The 19,950-nt window shown below is 45.8% G+C and carries 17 protein-coding genes; 14 read left to right on the top strand and 3 right to left on the bottom strand.

Annotated elements, in window-relative coordinates; all coding sequences use genetic code 11:
• Nucleotides 1-17 precede the first annotated feature (17 nt).
• The 5 genes from KIK04_RS00095 (at nucleotide 18) to KIK04_RS00075 (ending at nucleotide 5,691) form a co-directional block, all read left to right on the top strand.
• Nucleotides 18-1,850 carry a dipeptide ABC transporter ATP-binding protein gene (locus tag KIK04_RS00095; protein WP_232276336.1) on the top strand — a complete coding sequence of 611 codons (1,833 nt, stop codon included), beginning with the start codon at nucleotides 18-20 and terminating at the stop codon, nucleotides 1,848-1,850.
• Nucleotides 1,851-1,927: 77 nt separating this feature from the next.
• Entirely contained in the window at nucleotides 1,928-2,749 is an 822-nt protein-coding gene (locus KIK04_RS00090; protein ID WP_232276335.1) for a nicotianamine synthase family protein, read from the top strand.
• A 4-nt stretch (nucleotides 2,750-2,753) separates the two neighbouring features.
• Entirely contained in the window at nucleotides 2,754-4,124 is a 1,371-nt protein-coding gene (locus tag KIK04_RS00085) for an opine metallophore biosynthesis dehydrogenase (protein ID WP_232276334.1), read from the top strand.
• A gap of 56 nt (nucleotides 4,125-4,180) precedes the next feature.
• Nucleotides 4,181-5,116, top strand: a complete 936-nt coding sequence (locus tag KIK04_RS00080) for a DMT family transporter (RefSeq protein WP_269670982.1) — start codon at nucleotides 4,181-4,183, stop codon at nucleotides 5,114-5,116.
• Between the two features lie 83 nt (nucleotides 5,117-5,199).
• Entirely contained in the window at nucleotides 5,200-5,691 is a 492-nt protein-coding gene (locus tag KIK04_RS00075) for an SRPBCC family protein (RefSeq protein ID WP_232276333.1), read from the top strand.
• A 187-nt stretch (nucleotides 5,692-5,878) separates the two neighbouring features.
• Here the strand turns inward: KIK04_RS00075 and KIK04_RS00070 are convergent, their stop codons facing one another.
• The 3 genes from KIK04_RS00070 to KIK04_RS00060 form a co-directional block, all read right to left on the bottom strand.
• Nucleotides 5,879-6,322, bottom strand: coding sequence for a carboxymuconolactone decarboxylase family protein (locus KIK04_RS00070; RefSeq protein WP_232276332.1), 444 nt, complete (start codon nucleotides 6,320-6,322; stop codon nucleotides 5,879-5,881).
• A gap of 97 nt (nucleotides 6,323-6,419) precedes the next feature.
• Nucleotides 6,420-7,166 (bottom strand): type I methionyl aminopeptidase, encoded by a 747-nt coding sequence (map, locus tag KIK04_RS00065; protein WP_232276331.1) that lies wholly within the window; start codon nucleotides 7,164-7,166, stop codon nucleotides 6,420-6,422.
• Entirely contained in the window at nucleotides 7,163-7,696 is a 534-nt protein-coding gene (locus tag KIK04_RS00060) for a hypothetical protein (RefSeq protein ID WP_232276330.1), read from the bottom strand. Before KIK04_RS00060 ends, map begins: the two co-directional genes overlap by 4 nt.
• Before the next feature lie 227 nt (nucleotides 7,697-7,923).
• Here KIK04_RS00060 and KIK04_RS00055 point away from each other — a divergent pair, with 227 nt between their 5' ends.
• The 9 genes from KIK04_RS00055 to KIK04_RS00015 all read left to right on the top strand — a co-directional run bounded on the left by KIK04_RS00055 (nucleotide 7,924) and on the right by KIK04_RS00015 (nucleotide 19,773).
• Entirely contained in the window at nucleotides 7,924-9,195 is a 1,272-nt protein-coding gene (locus KIK04_RS00055) for an SDR family oxidoreductase (RefSeq protein ID WP_232276329.1), read from the top strand.
• A 46-nt stretch (nucleotides 9,196-9,241) separates the two neighbouring features.
• Nucleotides 9,242-9,577 (top strand): hypothetical protein, encoded by a 336-nt coding sequence (locus KIK04_RS00050; RefSeq protein ID WP_232276328.1) that lies wholly within the window; start codon nucleotides 9,242-9,244, stop codon nucleotides 9,575-9,577.
• A 255-nt stretch (nucleotides 9,578-9,832) separates the two neighbouring features.
• Entirely contained in the window at nucleotides 9,833-10,855 is a 1,023-nt protein-coding gene (locus KIK04_RS00045) for a methyltransferase (RefSeq protein WP_232276327.1), read from the top strand.
• Between the two features lie 282 nt (nucleotides 10,856-11,137).
• The gene (locus KIK04_RS00040; protein ID WP_232276326.1) at nucleotides 11,138-12,895 is read left to right on the top strand and encodes a methyl-accepting chemotaxis protein; all 1,758 of its coding nucleotides are present in this window, start codon (nucleotides 11,138-11,140) and stop codon (nucleotides 12,893-12,895) included.
• Between the two features lie 149 nt (nucleotides 12,896-13,044).
• Nucleotides 13,045-13,881 (top strand): zinc-dependent metalloprotease, encoded by an 837-nt coding sequence (locus KIK04_RS00035; protein WP_232276325.1) that lies wholly within the window; start codon nucleotides 13,045-13,047, stop codon nucleotides 13,879-13,881.
• A 236-nt stretch (nucleotides 13,882-14,117) separates the two neighbouring features.
• Nucleotides 14,118-15,839, top strand: coding sequence for an ABC transporter ATP-binding protein (locus KIK04_RS00030; RefSeq protein WP_232276324.1), 1,722 nt, complete (start codon nucleotides 14,118-14,120; stop codon nucleotides 15,837-15,839).
• Between the two features lie 252 nt (nucleotides 15,840-16,091).
• The gene (locus KIK04_RS00025) at nucleotides 16,092-17,294 is read left to right on the top strand and encodes an ornithine--oxo-acid transaminase (protein ID WP_232278885.1); all 1,203 of its coding nucleotides are present in this window, start codon (nucleotides 16,092-16,094) and stop codon (nucleotides 17,292-17,294) included.
• A 269-nt stretch (nucleotides 17,295-17,563) separates the two neighbouring features.
• Entirely contained in the window at nucleotides 17,564-18,472 is a 909-nt protein-coding gene (rocF, locus tag KIK04_RS00020) for an arginase (RefSeq protein ID WP_232278884.1), read from the top strand.
• A 233-nt stretch (nucleotides 18,473-18,705) separates the two neighbouring features.
• A complete protein-coding gene (locus KIK04_RS00015) occupies nucleotides 18,706-19,773 on the top strand; it encodes a DUF1835 domain-containing protein (protein ID WP_232276323.1) in 1,068 nt (355 codons plus the stop codon).
• Nucleotides 19,774-19,950: the final 177 nt, after the last annotated feature.

Here is a 19,950-nt window from a genome sequence, read left to right as displayed (position 1 = left end):
TGAGAGGAGGAGAGACGATGAGGCAATCCATGCTAGAACGCGATGATGCAGAAATGAAGCAGAACCTCAATGATGAGGGGCAATTGTTCGTTCGAGCCCCTGATTCCGAAGCGCTGCTGCGGGTGGAGCAATTGAGCGTGTATGTCGAGAAACGTCAGCAGCGCCGGACATTGATCCATGATGTCAGTCTTGCTATCCATCCTGGCGAAACGGTAGCCCTTGTTGGTGAGAGCGGCAGCGGAAAAAGCGTAATTGCGAATGCGGTGCTCGGTTTGCTACCTAAGGCGCTACGAGTTGGGGAAGGGGAGATGTTGTTTCAAGGTGAAAATGTATGGCTGTGGCCGGAAAAAAGGAAGCGTAAGCTTCTCGGGAGCCAAATCGGGTGTGTGTTCCAAGATTATCAGGGTAGTTTCACCCCATTTATGCAGCTCGGAACACAGCTTGTGGAAACACTTCGAAGTCATCAGAAGCTAACTTCAAAGGAGGCGAAAGCTTATGCGCTGGAATGGCTGAAGCATGTGGGGTTGTCGGCGGAGCGCACATTTAACAGCTATCCGTTTCAGCTTAGTGGGGGCCAGCGGCAGCGGGCAGCGTTGGCCGCGGCGATGATGCTTGAGCCGGCACTCCTTATTGCCGATGAGCCTACTACGGCGCTGGACGTACTAACAGGCGAACTCGTGCTTGATTTGATCGCCCAGTTGCAGCGGCAAACGGGTTGCGCGGTGCTGCTTATTTCTCACGATCTGCGGCATGTGAGGAATCGCGCGGATTCAATTGCGGTCGTGCGTGACGGGCGTATCGTGGAGAGCGGTGCTGCCCGTAAGATCTGCCATGAGGCCGCGCATCCGTATACACAGATGCTACTGCAAGCAAAACCGCTACTTGCACAAGCTCGTATGAGCGCAGCTCAAAATGATGATGTGGAAGCGGCCAAGCCCTACGAGTCGACAGCAATGGCAAGCGAGTCGGCAGCGGTGGCAAGCGAGTCGGCAGCGGTGGCAAGCGAGTCAGCAGCCGTGGCAAGTGAGTCGGAAGCAATGGCAAGCGAGATGGAGCAAGCTGCGAGCAATGCTACGGATTTGCTTATCGTCGAGCGAGTAAACAAGACCTACGCCGAAGCGGGTAGAAACGTGTTGGCGGTGCGGGATGTTTCACTGAGAATCATCGAAGGGGAATGTGTAGGAGTCGTGGGGGAGAGCGGCAGCGGCAAAAGTACGCTCGCACGACTGCTGCTCGCGCTAGAGCGTCCAGACGACGGAGCCGTCTATTTGAACGGTATGTCCCTGTTCCACATGAAAGATCGCACCTTGCGCGAATCACGGCAACACGTGCAGGCCGTATTCCAAGATCCGAATGCGTCGTTGAACCCGAAGCTACGGGTGTTGGACTCCGTCATGGAGCCCTTGGACAATTTTCCACAAGTAAAACCGCCATTTTTGCAGCATGTCCGCCATTCCCGTACGGACACGGCATCAGAATTGCTGTCCCTAGTTGGGCTGGAGTCTGCGCATTTGGAGCGCTATCCGCATGAGCTAAGCGGAGGGCAACGGCAGCGTGTCGCAATTGCGAGAGGGATTAGCCTAATGCCAAGGCTGCTTATTTGCGACGAGCCGACATCAAGCCTAGACGTCTCGGTGCAGGCTCAAATGTTGCAACTGCTTAAAAAGATGCAAACGAAGCTTGGGATGGCCTATTTGTTTATTTCACACGATATTGCGGCGGTACAAATGATGAGTGATCGCATCATCGTCATGAAGGACGGGCAGATCGTCGACCAATTTGCGAGTGCTGAACTGTTCAGTCCGGAGCGACATGAATATACGCGACAGCTCGTTGCTGTTGTCAGCTAGAGTCTCTTGACTGTTGAATTTCCTAACCTGACATTACTCAAAATAAATAGTTGTACATGTGAAGCGGAGGGATTCCAATGAAAAACAAATATGAATTTTTACTTTCTTTGAAACTGCTCGAAGTCGAAATTAAAGAATTGAACATTTATGCCAAGTCATCCCGTGAATGCTTTCCATTGCTTAAAATCAAGTTGGACTATTTGTGCGAGTTTATGAATCGGGACGACAACATTGCACAGTGGGATATTTGGGGCGATGACACCGAGATTAAGTCATACTGTGAGAGCTTGCGAGAGGCATCTGTCGCGGCACTTTGCGATATGGAAAAATATCAATCCCACTGTTCCTTCAATAATGAGCTGGATATTAGTGATTATATGAATCGACTTTCGACATCTGTAAGAGCGGAACTGAACGTTGTTTCTATCGATCATACGTCCAAAGTGCTGTTCATTGGAGCGGGAGCTTTTCCGATTTCAGCACTGACGATTGCGAAAGAGATTGGTGCCGAGGTGATGGGCTTAGACATCGATGTGGAAGCTGTACATATGGCCAAACAGCTAGCAAAAGCGTCGGGGTTGGACACGAACGTACAATTTTCGGACAAGCGTGTGCAAGAGCTTGCTTTTATTAAAGAAGCAACCCATATTATTATTGCCTCGCTCGTCAAGAACAAGCTTGAAGTGCTACATGATCTAAAGGAACTCGTGAACCCGAATGCGAAAATCATTTTGCGATATGGAAATGGCTTGAAGTCCATTTTTAATTACCCGTTGGAAAATGAACTGTCTGCTGAATGGGCGCAGCTGCAAATGAATAACCGCCCAAACAAGGGCATTTACGATACTCTTATTTTGTCCCGATCACAACGCGTAGCAAGCGCGACGAAAGGACTGTAATCGTATGATTTCATTCGACAAGTCATTTGAAAATTCGTTTGAAAGTTCGTTTGGAAATTTGTTCGAAAAGTCGTTCGGAAATACGCTGATCGTTGGGGCAGGCCCTGCTGCCATATTCGTTGCTGTGCATGCTGCACGCGGTTGGTGTGACCAATTAGGGTTGGTCAATCGCAAAGGGCCGCACACCGCAAGGTTAGCGAGCGAGTTGGAGCAACATCAATATACCGTAACCTCTAACGTGCAAGGAGAGCAGCGGAGTCATCTGTCTGGTACAGCTCGCTTAACTCATTTCTATCAAGGTTTCGAACAGATTGATGATAAGTGGCAGACGATTATTTTGTGCACCCCAAGCGATAGCTATTTCGCAGTTATGAATGCTTTACAAATCGACCGTTTGCAACAAGTGAAGACGATCGTACTCATTTCGCCAAGTATCGGTTCTAATTTGCTCGTCCAAAGTCAGCTACAACAAGCGAAAAACCGTATCGCGGTCATTAGTTTGTCCAACTATATGGCGGCAACGAAATTTGAATCAAGTAGTTCAAGTCTACTATCCGTCTATACGAAAGCAATCAAGAAGCGAATATATTTGGCTTCCAGCAAGGAACCATGCTCGGCGATACAAGCCGTGCAATCTTTTATTGAAGGTTTGGGCATCGACTCTACGGTTGTCCGTCATCCAATCGAGGCTGAAAGTAGAAACATTACCACCTATGTGCATCCTCCTTTTTTTATTAATACATTTTCGTTGCAAAACATTTTAAGTCAGGATCGTTCATTAAAAAGCATGTACAAATTGTACCCAGAAGGCCCCATTACCCAGCATGCGATTAGAACGATGGTGCAGTTATGGAAAGAAGTGTCCGCTTTTACTTCGTATTTTGGGGCCGAGCCGCTGAATTTATTGAAATTTTTAAACGATGACAATTATCCGGTACATGAACTGACGCTGTCGCGAACAGACATCGAGACTTTTATGGAGTTAGAGCCGGTGAAGCAGGAATACTTGCTATACATTCGATACGCTTCGATTTTGATTGATCCCTTTTCAACACCGGATGAAAAGGGGAAATATTTTGATTTCTCGGCGGTTCCTTATAAGCCGATTTATACAGATGAGGTTGGAAAGTGGGTCATTCCACGCATCCCGTTTGAAGATTATAAAAAGCTGAAGCTCATTTATGGCTTAGCTACGAAGCTGAAGCTGCCGATGCCGCAGACGTTGGCGCTAATCGAGTTGTTCGAGCAACATTTGAACGCCTTTATTGCGGAAAAAGGTGAAGCGGCTGTGGCAGCAGAAATGTTTACGGATACGACAGCGCTTGAGGTGGAGGCGATTTTTAGTGAAATAAGGGAAAGAAGTGAAGTGAGTTAAGTGAAGTAAAGTTGAAGTAAGTGAAGTTATTTAAATGAGTGAATGGAGAACAACCTATGAAAAACGGCGTTTATTTGGCAATATGCTCATCCCTTATTTTCAGTATTATGAACGCGTTAGTCAAAGAAGTAAGTGCAACGATCCCGTCATCCGAGGTTGCGTTTTTTAGAAGTATTATAGGTACGGTACTCATTTTCGCCATGATGAGGATGCAACAAGTGGAGTTTTCTAAAAAAGGTATCCCGATGCTAGCGTTGCGCGGCGTACTCGGAGCCCTCTACTTAATTGCATATTTTTATACGATATCAAAAATACCGTTGACCGATGCGAGCATTTTAGCCCATTTATCGCCTGTATTTGTTATCGTCGTTGCAACGCTATTCCTGAAAGAGAAGCTATCTAAGCAGACGATTTGGCTGCTGGTGCTCGCTTTTGTGGGCGCGATATTGCTCGTCAAGCCGTTCAACTATTCGACCTACTCGATCTATGCATTCGTCGGTGTGCTTAGTGCGCTATTCGCTGCTGGGGCAGCAACTTCGATTCGCTATTTAAGCCAAAGGCATCACGCCTACGAGATCGTCTTTTACTTTTTGGCTACGGCTACGGTCGTATCCATTCCGTTCATGTGGAACCAATTTGTTATGCCATCTTTGTACGAATGGGTGCTGCTTGGCAGTATCGGGGTCGTGTCATTGATTGGGCAAATTTTTCTTACCAAAGCGTTTACCCATGAAAATGCAATCGTCGTTGAAGTTGTTCGCTACATCGGCATCTTGTTTAATGCGACGTGGGGGTTTATGTTCTGGTCCGAAACGCCAGATGGGATTACGGTGCTCGGGGGCGTGCTCATTGTTGCGGCGTGTATCGCACTTTCGAGAAAGAAGAAGCCACAACCGACCGAGCGACCGAATCAACAATCGAACCAACAATTGAAAGAACAACCGAAAGAGCAGCAACCACCGCAATCCACCGTGTATACGCGTAAAATGTAAGGATAATGATAAAAGTAGATGCCCATTTGTCGAGAACCCGAGTCTGTATAAGACGAGGGTTTCTTTTTAAGGAGGATTGACATATGTTAGCTAGCATCCAACAAGTCGAACACGGTTATCTTGCGCGTTTCGAGCGTCATTTGCAGCATTCTGTTGAAGAGGTATGGTCATGGCTGACGGAAAACGATAAGTTAAAGCAATGGTTCTCTGAGCTTCAAATCGACGACTTGCGTGAGGGCGGTTCTATCAAGTTCGATATGCAGGATGGAACGTTTGAAGTAATGGAGATTAAGGCCTGTACACCGTATTCCGTACTCGAATTTACGTGGGGGGAAGACCAAGTTAGGTTTGAACTTACAGGCGATGCAGTCGAGCAGGCGGGGTGTCGGTTAGTACTCCTCGAAAAAATAACGAAGCTAACAAGCCATACGCCAAAAGATATTGCCGGATGGGATGTATGTCTGGACGCCATTGAAGCCCTGTTGGATGGCAGGGGCATTCAGTCCAGACGCGATATTTGGCAAGTCAAATATGAGAAATACGTCCAACTGATTGACCATATAGCCCAAACATAGGTTGCATGTATGATTTATGGGGTTGGATAACAAATAGGGCGATATGCAACAAGCCTGGAGTAGGCTCACCGATCTGATCGAAGCTGTCTAAGCTGTCAAAGCTGAACGGATCAGTCTGAGCAGCTTGAAGCAGCGTGAGCTTTCCAGGCTTGTTACGTGTATTTAGCGCTCGCGAAGATGCTTGCCCTTAGTCTTGGGCGGGCATTTTTCGCGTTGCAATCGCAATGCGATTCCACGCGTTGATCGTGACGATCGCCATAATGATTTCAGCGGTCGTCGTTTCGTCGAAGTAACGGCGTGCCTCGTTGTAAACGTCATCGGGCACATGCCCTTGCGTGACGAGGGTAACCGCTTCTGTCAAGGCGAGCACGGCCCGTTCTTCGGGTGAGAAGAACGGCACTTCACGCCATGCGTTGAGCGCATAAATGCGCTGCTCGGTTTCGCCATGCTTGCGCGCATCCTTGGTGTGCATATCAATACAAAAGGCACAACCGTTTATTTGCGAAGCGCGAATTTTGATCAATTCCTTCATTGATTTATCGAGACTAGTCGAAGCTGAATATTTTTCAAGCTCTAGCATCGCCGCATAGCCTTTTGGATTCACACGCTCCATATTCATTCTTGTTTCCATGTTAAATCCTCCTCATCGCAAATGTACTGCGTATGTATAACGGCATAGCCCGTACATTTGTGACATATCGCTCTACATAAATTCGGACATTCGTACATTAAAGCTTGGTTAGTATTTCTGGGCCATTGTCCGTGATGGCAATCGTATGCTCATATTGGACGCAAATAGAGTGATCTACCGTACGCGCGGTCCAGCCGTCCTCTTCCACATAAGCTTGCCAGCCACCAAGTGTAAACATCGGCTCAATAGCAAGCGCTAAGCCTTTTTTCAATCGAGGCCCGCTTCCTTGCTTGCCGTAGTGGGGAACAGCTGGTTCCTCCCACAGTTGTTGACCGAGGCCGTGTCCTGTAAATTGCCTTACATTGCCGTAGCCAAAGCGCTCGGCATAGGTATCGATGGCAAACCCGATATCTCCGACACGGTTGCCGACAACTGCCTGTTCAATTCCTAACAGCAGGCTTTGATGGCACACCTCCATCAGCTGCTCGATTTCGGGAGCAACGCGGCCTACGGCATAAGTCCAGCCGGAATCGCCGTGATAACCGTTATACAACGCTCCGAGGTCAATCGTAACGACGTCTCCTTCAAGTAGCGGATTGGTATCCGGAAATCCGTGGCAAATCACGTCGTTTTTCGCTACACAAATGGAAGCCGTAAAGCCGTGATGTCCTTTAAAACTAGGTAACGCTCCACTTGAGCGGATGTGCTTCTCGACCATTTGATCGAGAGCTAGTGTCGTTACGCCTGGCTTAATTTGCTCTGCGAGCATGGCATGGCATTCAGCGACAATACGACCCGCTGCTCGCATAATTTGAATCTCTTGGTCGGATTTTAAAATCATCATCGTACTTCCTCCCGAATTAAGGCGTGTTTTTTTTGTAAGTAATGATACCGATTGCGACACTTCTCCTGACAGAACTTAGCCACTTGTGCACGCTGGTAAGGGATGAACCAGTGTTGACATTGTGCGCACGTTTGTAATTCAAACGGTTCTTGTTCCATCGCCTCAAGCAAACTTATCATCGCTTCCATATATACGCGACGTAGCTTGTCAGGCGGATCTACAAATTCAGTATGAAGACATAACCGTTGTCTAGGTGTTCCAGCTTTATTGCTTGTAGTTTCCTGATGAACATGCTCCGGCACGTTAACCCTTAATTTCAGTTGAACAGCGTGATACGTCTGAAAGGCATGATTTATACGCTGAACCATGTCTGCATGTAAAGTCTGCTTCGTTTGAACAGAATGTGCTAACAGACATAATAATTCTCGCAGTTCCCATTCCAGACTGCCTTGCGCACATGTTAGCTCCTCTTGGTTCATTTGATTCAGTACAACTAAATAATAATCGGGACGGGAAAGAACGGGACTCATAAGTAATCTCCACCTTACGATGACGCTAATATGTTGCAAAATTAAATGGATTAATTAATTAATCCATTTATAACAAATGACTTGGTGGAAGTCAAACCGCAATCGTTGTTTATTATTTAATAAACACAAAATATATAAGACATGTCCTATAGTATTTGGCGATATGTTTGGCAAGTAAAGTGGCGGACTAATCGCCCATACTCATTTGTAAAGAAGGAAGGGATAACATGATGAATCATCAAAACGATTGTACTGAGGGTGGATTGCGTTCAGAAATGCGTTCAGAAATGCGTCCAGATCCCACCCGATTTTCACTCACCTCGCAAACGATGCAGCATGTGCTGTTAACTGGGGGAACTGGCTTTTTGGGCATTCATCTCTTGTATGATTTAATGGTGTCGACGGAGGCTAAGGTGTATTGTCTTGTGCGCGGCAAAAATGAACAAGAAATAGCCGAACGGATGGCGAAATTGTGGGATTTTTATTTTGCTAACGTGAAAGAGTCGTTCTCAGAGTTGTTGAATGATAGGCTGGTCTTGGTCGCTGGCAATGTTGCTGAAGTAAAGCTGGGTATGCTCCCTGCTCAATATGAACAATTGTGTGGGCTGGTGGATACCGTTATCCACAGTGCGGCGGATGTGCGCCATTTTGGTCTAAAAGCTCATTTTGAAAAAATAAATATAGCAGGTACGGCTCATGTCATCTCTTTTTGCCTAGCAGGAAAGTCTAAGAGACTGCATCATATGTCAACGTTGAGTGTTTCAGGGGATATCGGCGGTATATATACGGAATTTGATTTTGATCGAGGTCAGGATTTTTATGGCGAAGTATACTCGTATAGCAAATTTGAAGCGGAAAAGCTAGTATTTGAAGCGCGCAAACAAGGGCTACTTAGTTCCGTTTATCGCATCGGTCATTTAGTAGGCCGTTATTCAGACGGTGTATTTCAATCGAATATTGATTCAAACCGATATTATAATAGTATGAAAGCCATTATCGTGCTGCAAAAGACACCCCATTCGAGTTTACCGCAAGAGGTAGAGCTAACCCCGATAGACTGCTGTAGTCAAGCGATTATTAAACTTATTAGCCATCAAGATTTTATTGGTCACACTTATCACATTACGAATCCCTATTTTATTAGGCAAGAGAAGTTGATACAATTTTTACAGCAACTCGGATATACGATTCAAATTACATCTGACGAACAATTTTATTCGTATATTCACGATTTAATGAACCATAGTGAACTATCTGAGGAGATGCTATTGTTGTTGCATGCTTTGCAAGATGATTTGGCGTTTGAGATTGAAAGTGATTTGAACGATGATGTCGCAGAGATGGAGCATATCCAATATGATTGCGCTTTTACGCTAGCCGCTTTACGACAAGTCGGCTTTACATGGCCCACCATTGATTATGAGTACTTCGCCCGATTAATGGCTCATAATGAGAGGGTCAACTATTTTTCAAGCGCAATTCTACAACAAATAAAGTAACTCAAGATTGATAGTTATTCCGAACGAGCAGAGTGGGAGGGAACGGATGCACGCATGTTCTTATTTTCTCACTGTAGCTAAGCATCGTATGGTTCATCATTATTTGCTGAAATTTCAAATGTGTCTGGAAAGCTTGGCGCAAGAAATGATTTGGCATCAAGAGCAAGAGCATCTCAATGACAAGAGCATAGGTGCTATCGTTATTCATATTATGGAACATGTAACACGAGCTACGATCCGTCTGACCGATCCTGAACACGTATTTAAAGGTGGTATCGAAAACTATTTTCCACACCATGAGATCGGAAAAGAAGAGCTGCTTAAACAGCTTCAATCCAGCAACGCTGCGCTCGAATATGGTTTCCTGAAATCGCTATCATAACGATCCCTTGCATTCGTTTGCGCTAAAATAAGGTGCAGATCAAAATAAACGCAACTATTTTCATGGAGAAAATAGACTGCGTTCATTTGACTGTGCCTTTTTCATTTGCTTGCTCCGAATGAATTGAAGAAACAGGGATATTCATGCTTACGGCGAAATATACAGGTGGGTCGAACAGTTTGCTAATGAACAAACAGAAGACTTCGCAACCAGGTAAGCAAAATGCTCGGCACCCACATTTTGGAGGTGCTGTACATGTCCACGATTGTAACCGATAAGACTGATGCTGCCGAAACGTTATTACGAAAAATACTTAGCGATATTGTACCTCGCTCAATCATTGCTGTTACCCAACTGCAAATCCCTGATTTGCTTGCAGACGGACCACGTAGCTGTCATGAGCTTGCTACCCTCACGCAAACAGATGAACCGACCTTATATCGATTGCTGCGCTTTCTGTGCTGTGAGGATATTTTTGTAGAGCTGGGCGATAAACGATTTGAGTTAGGGCCTCTAGGCTCCTTTTTACGCTCGGACACGCCAGATTCGATTCGTGGTTACGCGCTTTTATATGGAACGCCTTATCGTAAAGGTGCATGGGATCATATTTTAGATAGCTTACATACGGGAAAAAAACCGTTTGAATGTGCAAACGGCAAACTTCTTTTTCCGTATTTAGCCGATCATCCTGAACATGAACAAACGTTTCAGTCTGGCATGATAGGGCTTTCGCAGCATGTCATCCCGTCGGTTCTGCAAGCGTATGATTTTTCGCCATTTGATACGATTGTAGATATTGGTGGTGGTCACGGTCTTCTCATGGAGCAGTTGCTGCGCCATTATGAACAGGCGAACGGCATTGTGTTTGATCAAGCAGCCGTTATAGAGCAGACCACTGTACATATGCAAAAGGTGGGCTTAGCGGATAGATGTGCATGTGTAAGTGGCAGTTTCTTTGAATCGGTGCCGTCCGGCGATGCGCTGGTGTTAAAACATATTATTCATGATTGGACGGCAGAAGAATCCATTCGAATTCTCAAACATTGCCGTGCAAGCATTCGCGCTGACGGCAAGCTGCTGTTGCTTGAAACGATCATTCCTGACGGGAAAAATAAACATTTTAGCAACTTGTTTGACTTAGAGATGTTAGCGATGACGTCAGGTCAAGAACGAACACAAGCTGAGTATACGTACTTATTAGAGCAAGCAGGGTTCCGCTTAAACAACATCGTGCATACGTCCACGTTTGTATCGATCATAGAAGGGGTACCGGTTTAAGTGAGTACGAACGAGGAATGAGGAACTAGGACGCTAGCACCTTGTGCTTCTGCGAATTTCATATAAAATATATAGGCCGATGTTAGTGGTCGTAGGCGACTGACATCGGCTTTGTCATTTTTTCGGCATGTAATTTTTGTCGAAAAATGACGATATATTAATACATAACAGACCATTTACAAACCGTCTTGATTTAACTATTGCTATCTAATACTACAACTTATTAATTATTACTTATTACTTAACTACATGTTATTTAAGAACCATGAAGGAGGAGCTTTTATGCTACAACGTGTCTCTAGAAGTATAGTTGTCAAATCGGCCATCATACTGTCTACACTTATAATTTTGCTAACCGCTATTCTTACCCTATACTCATACTCGGCGGAGCGGGGTATTTATTATGATGAATTAAATGAAATCCATCGGTCACTTATGAACCAGATTGAAATTGAATATGACAGTATCGTTAACGCGGAGCAAAGATTGAATAAGCTTTCGCTGTCTGCATACATGCAAGATCAAGCAACTGTATGGCTGGTCGAAAACATTAATCAAATGGTGCGTGACGATTTTATTAGTAATAGCTATTTGCTTTCCCCACAATCTACGGAGCAAAATGGAAACACCTATAAGCGACTTTTGCTCGCAAACGATGCATTTATTGAAGATAGCGGCGTTAAGCCTGGGGAGTTGTATGTTCTGCCCACGAAGTGGATGGAGGCAGAAGCTGTCATGAAGCAGGAAGGCAGAGCGATTAGCGATGTCTACGAAGATTTAGGTGGGAAATGGGTAACGACGATGACGCCGATTCTTGACGACAATGACAAAGTTGTAGCAGTGTTTGCGGTCGATTTTAATTATACCCAAATTGATAATGATTTGACTGCGATCTTTTGGAAGACAATCGGAGTTGGCGTCGGGATGGGAATCGTGTTTATTACGATTTTAGTATGGTTGATTCGTCGGACAATCCGGCCGTTGAAGCAGCTTTCAGCGTTGACGATGACGGCGGCACAAGGCGACTTAACCGTTGCCATTCCGATTCAATCTCAAGATGAAATCGGTCAGTTGGCTAAGAGCATTAATCAAATGGTTCAGGACATTCGTGGGCTCATTGGAAATATAAAAGAAACAGCAGATCAAGTTACATCAGCGGCTCGCCACATGGATATGAATGCTGAACAGAGCGCCGCATCCGCTCAGCATGTAGCTAGCGCGATTGAGGAAGTGGCTGCGAGTTCAACAACGCAGTTGGCAAGTACGGAAGAGAGCAAGGTAGCTGTGGAAGAAGTTGCGATTGGGATTCAGCGCGTTTCGGAATCAGCGTTAACGGTATCTGACATGAGTGCAGTGGCGTCTAGCGCTGCGGTGGAAGGTAATGAAGTTGTTCAGCGTACCATTGCCCAAATGAACCGGATTCAACAGTCGACACGTGAGTCGTCGCAACAAGCGAATCAATTGGTAAAGCAGTCGCAGCAAATCGAGGCGATCGTGATGTCGATTCGGCAAATTGCTGCCCAAACGAATCTACTCGCTCTCAATGCTTCTATAGAAGCAGCGCGTGCCGGTGAACACGGCAGAGGTTTTGGTGTAGTCGCGCAGGAAGTTAGAAAGCTTGCGGAACAAACGGGAGCTGCGGCTGAGCAGATCGGTAGTCAGCTACAGGCAGTCGCCCTTCAGACACGACAGTTGTCAGAAGTGATGGACATCAATGCAGGTGAAGTTGAGGCAGGAACAGCTATTGTCCATACGGCTGGGGAGCGATTCCAGACGTTACATACGTCGATCCAACATGTTGCTGACCATATTCAAGACATGTCCGCCTCGGCACAAGAAATGTCTGCCGGAACGGAGCAGGTGTCGGCAACGCTTCATAACTTGGCGAGCCTTGCAGAAGGTGCTTCTCATCACTCGCAAAGTGTTGCTGCAGCTGCCGAGGAGCAGCTTGCTAGTGTCGAAGAAATGAGCGCAACTGCTGCTCAATTAAGTCGAAAAATGACGGAATTACAAGAAATGGTACTGAAATTTACCGTGTAGTTCAATCTTGAACAACACCTCCTACAATAAGCGTGAGGCCAAGCTAGAGCTGCTACGGCCCACCGATATGTAGGAGGTGTTTCTGTTTTCCTTCATCAATGTCGAATTCAACATGTGCAAATCTATCCCATTTTAAGGAGTGAGATTTTATGTTGAAAAGAAGTTTGTCCGTCACGATGTCTGTTGTTATGTCACTCGCTTTGCTACTTCCTACTGTATCTGCTCATGGAGATGATCACGGTCATGATCATGAACAACCACAAATTTACTTTAAGGATGCAGATGGAAACAAATTGCTCGTTGACGTCTTACCTAAGGCTGATCCGAGCAAATGGAATGAAACACTAGGCAGCTTTGAAATTGAACGTGACGTCGCGGCTTCTATTATTGATGAAACAGGAAACATCGTGGGCACGCATCAGATTGAGGCTACTGTAAGTGAAGAAGAATCAAATGCTACGCTTGCCACCGGCTGGCGCAATGCACGCGTATTAATTGCCGTTGATGAAGAGTATCGGGCCAAGCATCCGAACTGGAGAAACAAAACGGCTGCCATTCTTGAAGCAGCAGATGATCCTTTTAACCGTGAGTATAATATTGATTTGACGACTTCTGCCTATAAGCTGTGGAATTCGAATGGGGCTGATTCAGCAGCACTGTTATACAACTTAACAGGTAGCGGCAACGACCCGTACGATTTCGTCGTTGGTTTCACGGCAGATCCGAATTTTGATGCGGGCGGAATTGCTTTCGTTTACAATGGCAAGCCGCGTGGAGCAGGATACAGCGTCAATCTTGACCAAGGGGATTCAGCGACCGCATACGCGTTCCAGCACGAAATTTCTCACAACTATGGACTCGGTCATGATCCGCAAGGCAGCGGTATCGTCTGCATTATGAACTATGACTATTCGTATAGCACGAAAACGTGGGACGCTGCTCACAAGCAGACGATTCGGAACAACAAGCACTGGTTTGGACGTTAATTAAAATCGTATCTATTCATATAAAAAGAAGTCTTTCGACATTTTTTGTTGAAAGACTTCTTTTTTTGCCGTACAATGAACGCTAGTGCATGCATTGAGAAGCATTATCAGTTGAGGTTCACATAGTTAGCTTCAGTTGAGATTCGGGTTGCTAGCTTATGTTTCTAATTGAAATTGCTAATCCATACCGTCACTTTTTGTTCACAGATAACACAAATAGAATAGGGGGATTGACTTTGCTTCGTCGCTTTTTTTCGTATTATAAACCGTACAAGCAGCTGTTTTTAATCGATTTCGGCTGTGCTGTACTTGCCGCATTGCTTGAACTTGGCTTCCCAGTAGCGGTTAACCTCGTTGTTGATAAGCTGCTGCCCAGTGGGGATTGGTCCTTAATCGTGTGGGCTTGTATCGGGCTTTTTGTCCTCTACATAATCAATACAGGTCTTCATTATGTCGTGAATTATTGGGGTCATATGCTTGGCATTAACATCGAGACAGATATGCGAAGTAAATTGTTTGCCCACATGCAAAAGCTCTCGTTCCGCTTTTTCGATAATCATAAGACCGGACATCTATTGTCACGCATTACGACCGATTTATTCGAAATCGGGGAAGTCGCGCACCACGGGCCTGAAGACGTCTTTATCGCGATTATGACGCTGATGGGTGCGTTTATGATCATGTTCTATATGAATTGGCAGCTTGCCCTGCTGACGTTCATTATTATTCCGTTCATTATTTGGCTTGCGATCGTTTGCAACCGCAAAATGACGAAGGCTGTGCATCAAATGTATTCCAGCATTGCCGATTTCAATGCTGGTGTTGAAGATGCAGTAGGCGGCGTGCGCGTCGTTCAAGCTTTCTCCAACGAAAGCTATGAGCAAACACAATTTGAGGTAAACAACTCACGTTTTCGTCAAGCGAAGCTGTTTGCGTATAAAATAATTGGTCTGAACCTGTCTATTAGTTACATGCTCATGCGACTTGTTACGGTGTTTGTACTCGTGGCAGGAACATGGTTTGTTATTCAAGATAAGCTCAGCTATGGTGAATTTGTGAGCTTTTTGCTGTTAACGAACGTCTTTTTTAAACCGATTGAAAAAATTAATGCCGTCATTGAAAGTTATCCAAAAGGGATTGCTGGATTTATGCGCTATACTGAAATTATGGATACAGCACCTGATATTGCCGACGCGTATGATGCGATTGAAGTGAATCATTTAGAGGGTGAAATTCGTTACCGTGGTGTAACGTTTGGCTATGAAGGAACATCGAAAGTACTGCGCAATATCGATCTTGATATTCATGCAGGAGAAACGATTGCCTTCGTTGGGCCTTCAGGAGCAGGGAAGACGACACTATGTAGCTTGTTGCCGCGATTCTACGAAGTGGAAGAAGGCAGCATTACGATTGATGGTATCGATATACGCGATTTGAAATTAACTTCGCTACGGCAGCAGATCGGTATCGTGCAGCAAGATGTGTTCTTGTTCGCGGGCACGATCCGTGAAAATATTAGCTACGGTAAGCTGAATGCATCTGAACAAGAAATTTGGCAAGCGGCTCGCCGTGCTCGTTTGGAAGAGTTTATAAAGGCACAGCCGAACGGATTAGATACAGTCGTCGGTGAAAGAGGCGTGAAGCTGTCAGGCGGTCAGAAACAGCGACTTGCTATCGCGCGGATGTTCCTTAAAAATCCGCCAATCCTTATTCTAGATGAAGCAACGTCTGCGCTTGATACGGAAACCGAAGCGGCCATCCAGCAATCGCTCGCTGAACTGGCGGTTGGCCGAACAACGCTCGTAATCGCACATCGATTAGCGACGATTAAAAACGCAGATCGAATCGTTGTGGTCACTGAACAGGGCGTAACCGAACAAGGTAAGCATGAAGAGCTTGTGGCCGCAGGTGGGCATTATAGCCGACTTCACCTCGCTCAATTCGGAAACAGTCATTAATGGCGGAAAGATTATAAGAGATGATCGATGCGGGTGCCTCGTGGTACCTTCATTGGTCATCTTTTTTTGCATAGATGCAAGTAAAAAAGGCGTAGAGAGACAGTGATCGTCTAGCGGCTCTTGCTGTATATAAGCAGATAATCGTCAAGTTCGGCGCTTGTTAGGAATACAATGGAATATGCGGTAACTTTCTTTTCAAAGTGGAATATAGTGAATACTAGTAGGTTTGAACGTAAAAAGGAGGAGAGTGCCATTAATCGATCAGCACAAATCATCGAAGCGACAGATGTGTATGGAGCACGAAACTATAATCCGCTCCCCGTTGTCATCTCAAGAGCGGAGGGTGTATGGGTTGAAAATCCAGAGGGACAGCGCTATTTGGATATGTTAAGCGCTTACTCGGCACTTAATCATGGGCATAGACACCCACGCCTTATTGAAGCGCTTAAACAACAGGCTGATCAAGTTACGTTGACTTCGCGTGCGTTTCATAATGAACCATTGGCACAGTTGTGTGAAAAATTGTCTAGCTATACAGGGAAAACGATGATCTTGCCGATGAACACGGGTGCCGAAGCAGTTGAAACCGCTATCAAAGCGGCGCGACGCTGGGCTTATCAGCGAAAAGGAATTGCTGCGGATCAGGCTCAAATTATCGTGTGTGCAGGCAACTTCCACGGGCGGACGATTACCGTAACCTCATTTTCGTCGACCGAGGAATATCGGTCAGGTTTCGGCCCTTTCACACCAGGTTTTACTATTATTCCTTACGGAGACATCGAAGCGCTAGCCGAGGCGATCACACCTTACACGGCTGCGTTTCTTGTTGAACCGATTCAAGGGGAAAATGGCATCATCATGCCGCCGACACCTTATTTACAGGCTGCTTCCAAGTTGTGCAAACAGCACAATGTGTTATTTATAGCTGACGAAATTCAGACTGGCTTCGGACGTACAGGACGGAAGTTCGCTTGTGACTGGGAAGACGTCGTTCCCGATGTGTACGTGATGGGCAAGGCACTCGGGGGAGGGGTGATGCCCATTTCTGCCGTGGCAGCTGAAGCAGATGTGCTAGGCGTCTTTGAACCTGGGTCGCACGGCTCTACCTTTGGCGGCAACCCACTTGCTTGCGCGGTTGCAGTTGCAGCTTTAGATGTGCTCGAAGACGAGCAGTTAGCTGAGCGCTCGGAGCAGCTCGGTACTTATTTCCGGCAGAGGCTAGAGGAGCTGGCAAGCCCCGTTATTCGCGAAGTGCGTGGCCGCGGCCTCTTTCTCGGGCTGGAGCTGAAAGAGGCCGCCCGACCGTACTGTGAAGCGCTTATGCATCAAGGCGTGTTGTGTAAAGAGACACATGATACGGTCATTCGCTTTGCGCCGCCGCTTGTCATCGAGCAAGCCGAACTGGATTGGGCGCTGGAGCGCATCCGAACCGTGCTAGTCGAGTCGCGAAGTTAAATTCATTTTGTGAAAAAGTATAGAAAAATAGAGAATGCATGGATATTAATTGCTTAAAATCAATCTAATTCCTTGACAATAAGCCTGTAGGAGCGGAAAATACGAAATCGTACGGCAGTATTAATTATCCAATAGTCAATTCGTACGAGCAACGAAAGAACGTTTTTGTCACCACATTTCAACATGAACAGCATCTGAGGAGCATCACAATCCGTCTTATTACGATCAAGGGAGAGTGAACATCATTGAGCAAGCACGAACAGCCTAAAATGGCACTCATTCGTGTTCCGTTCGGTCTTGGTGCTGGTAACCCCGGTGCAGAGTTCGGGCCAGACAGCATTGTACACGCTGGTTTAATGGACCGACTGGAACAGCTAGGATTAGAAGTAAGTGAAGAACAGTCCATTATGCCTGTTACACGTACAAGTGACTGTCATCCTAGTCGAACAAATCTCGCCATCAAGCCAAAAGCAAAGCATTTACAGGACGTATTACAGATGAGCACAGCATTGGCTGACCATGTGGATGGGGCCGTAACTCATGGCCATTTTCCGCTTGTACTCGGAGGAGATCATAGTATCGCTATCGGAACGCTGGCTGGACTTGTGCGTCATTATGACAACCTTGGCGTCATTTGGTTTGATGCCCATTCTGATCTTAATACGGAGGACACGAGTCCAACTGGCAATGTGCATGGCATGTCGCTTGCCGTAGCGTTAGGCATAGCTGGTTTAAACTGGCCACACCTACAGTGGAGCGGGCCACGGATTAAACCGGAGCATGTTGTATTAATCGGTTGCCGTGATCTTGATCAGGGGGAGAAAGCTTTTATTAGAGAGCAGGGCATCACGTGCTTTACGATGCACGAAATTGATCGCATGGGAATTGAGCGAGTTGTTATGGAAGCGCTTAAAATAGTTGGAAAAGGAACCGACGGTGTTCATTTGAGCTTTGACATTGACAGTCTAGATCCGCTAGAGGCTCCAGGAACGGGAACAGCCGTTGCTGGCGGTGTCAGTTACCGGGAGGCTCACTTTGCGTTAGAGATGATGCATGAATCGGGTCTCATCACATCGGCCGAGTTTGTAGAGGTAAATCCAACCTTAGACGTTAAGGGCAAGACAGCGAAGTTAGCGGTAGAGCTAATTGGTTCCCTGCTGGGAGAACGCATTTTATAGGGTTGTCGATTAGCGACAGCCGACTTCGTTTATCAGCAGCGTTCAGAGCGCTGCCATGAATGCTAGTTAAAAGGTGTATGTGTATAATTACGCATACGCCTTTTTAATTATACCTTATTCGAACGTTTTCCCTTATTTTTTCGTGCATATGAGTGTATATTTATAATGAAGGAAAAATGTGATAAATCTCATGTTACAATGTTAGTAATGTGACTAAAAGGCTGGTGATATCATTGAGCGACAACATTGAAAAACGTAAAGAACTCATATCTAGCATAAGCGAAGACACAGCGAGATCCTTCATACTGAATGCATGGATACGCACAACAAGCGTGAAGGAACAGAAGCAGACAGCAGAACAATTCAGTCAAGACATGGTTAAGCTGTTCGATCAGTTGGAGTCCTATCTGAAACGAGCGAACAATCGTAATGTTGGGCATATTGGACATGTTGCACAACCCGTTTGTAAACGGCTTCATGTTGCTTTCGGATTATCATCAGCAGGATCATTACGAGCGATGCTAGACACGGATGAAGATCAAGTGCTTACAACTCCGGAACATTTGGAAGTAGGCCCGATTTGGCAGCTACATAAAATGACAGGACTTCGCCAGCGCTGTGAATGGCTATATGCGAACATGAGTCATGTGCCTGATGACGAAGTTGTGCAGTATGAGATGCGTACATGGCAGCAGCTAACGCAGCGACTACGCCGCTTGCCAGAACATATTGAAGTAGTCATCTGGTGTGGGGATAATGCGCATGAGCAGGTCGGACTAAGGCTTGTCCTGTATTTACTGCGTCAGCAGACTAACAACGTGCACGTTATACACGCGACACGTGCCTTTCCTACGTTATTTAACACACCGGATGTCAGCTACGATGTTCGACATGTGGGTGAAATCGGCCCGGACAAGCTGAAAGCTATTTGGGAACAATACCGTGGCGAACCAACGTTAACGAAGGAACAACGCGAGCAGTTAGCCGTTGAATGGGAGAGCCTAGCTGAACGTTGTGAGCATTTACGGATGTGGAAGGATAAACAGATCGTTCATACGACTGTCGATGAGTTAGACGCTATAATTATTGAAGTTGCTAAACGCTTGCATTTCTATCAAGAGTATAAGGGATTTATCAAGTCGGCACGTTTAATCGGTGAGGTTATAGGGGAGAGCGATCAATATATTGGCGACATTTTCCTACAATACCGTCTTCGCAGTCTAATTGAGAGCGGCATTTTTGATGTTGAAGGCGATATGACTCATATGCGAACATATAGCGTGCGACTGTGCTTTAAATAAGTCGTGGAAATCTTTCATTTTCACTCACGATCGGGGGAACTACCCGTTTGGATCGTGAGTTTTTTCATATTTTCAATTGTTATCAAAAAAACTGAAAAAAACTGAAATATTGTTGAAAAATTCATGAAAAACGCAAAATATATAATTATCCTATGTGTTGTAAGTTTTAGTATAAAA

The sequence above is a fragment of the Paenibacillus sp. 481 genome (assembly GCF_021223605.1).
Lineage (GTDB): Bacteria > Bacillota > Bacilli > Paenibacillales > Paenibacillaceae > Paenibacillus_B.
This window is presented reverse-complemented; position numbering and strand designations above follow the sequence as displayed.

Excerpts from the sequence above, each read along its gene's own strand:
- KIK04_RS00060 (WP_232276330.1), bottom strand. The coding sequence starts at position 7,696 with ATGAGTCCCGTTCTTTCCCGTCCCGATTATTATTTAGTTGTACTGAAT.
- KIK04_RS00040 (WP_232276326.1), top strand. The coding sequence starts at position 11,138 with ATGCTACAACGTGTCTCTAGAAGTATAGTTGTCAAATCGGCCATCATA.
- KIK04_RS00075 (WP_232276333.1), top strand. The coding sequence starts at position 5,200 with ATGTTAGCTAGCATCCAACAAGTCGAACACGGTTATCTTGCGCGTTTC.
- KIK04_RS00055 (WP_232276329.1), top strand. The coding sequence starts at position 7,924 with ATGATGAATCATCAAAACGATTGTACTGAGGGTGGATTGCGTTCAGAA.
- KIK04_RS00095 (WP_232276336.1), top strand. The coding sequence starts at position 18 with ATGAGGCAATCCATGCTAGAACGCGATGATGCAGAAATGAAGCAGAAC.
- KIK04_RS00050 (WP_232276328.1), top strand. The coding sequence starts at position 9,242 with ATGCACGCATGTTCTTATTTTCTCACTGTAGCTAAGCATCGTATGGTT.
- KIK04_RS00070 (WP_232276332.1), bottom strand. The coding sequence starts at position 6,322 with ATGGAAACAAGAATGAATATGGAGCGTGTGAATCCAAAAGGCTATGCG.
- rocF (WP_232278884.1), top strand. The coding sequence starts at position 17,564 with ATGGCACTCATTCGTGTTCCGTTCGGTCTTGGTGCTGGTAACCCCGGT.
- map (WP_232276331.1), bottom strand. The coding sequence starts at position 7,166 with ATGATGATTTTAAAATCCGACCAAGAGATTCAAATTATGCGAGCAGCG.
- KIK04_RS00045 (WP_232276327.1), top strand. The coding sequence starts at position 9,833 with ATGTCCACGATTGTAACCGATAAGACTGATGCTGCCGAAACGTTATTA.
- KIK04_RS00080 (WP_269670982.1), top strand. The coding sequence starts at position 4,181 with ATGAAAAACGGCGTTTATTTGGCAATATGCTCATCCCTTATTTTCAGT.
- KIK04_RS00090 (WP_232276335.1), top strand. The coding sequence starts at position 1,928 with ATGAAAAACAAATATGAATTTTTACTTTCTTTGAAACTGCTCGAAGTC.
- KIK04_RS00085 (WP_232276334.1), top strand. The coding sequence starts at position 2,754 with ATGATTTCATTCGACAAGTCATTTGAAAATTCGTTTGAAAGTTCGTTT.
- KIK04_RS00035 (WP_232276325.1), top strand. The coding sequence starts at position 13,045 with ATGTTGAAAAGAAGTTTGTCCGTCACGATGTCTGTTGTTATGTCACTC.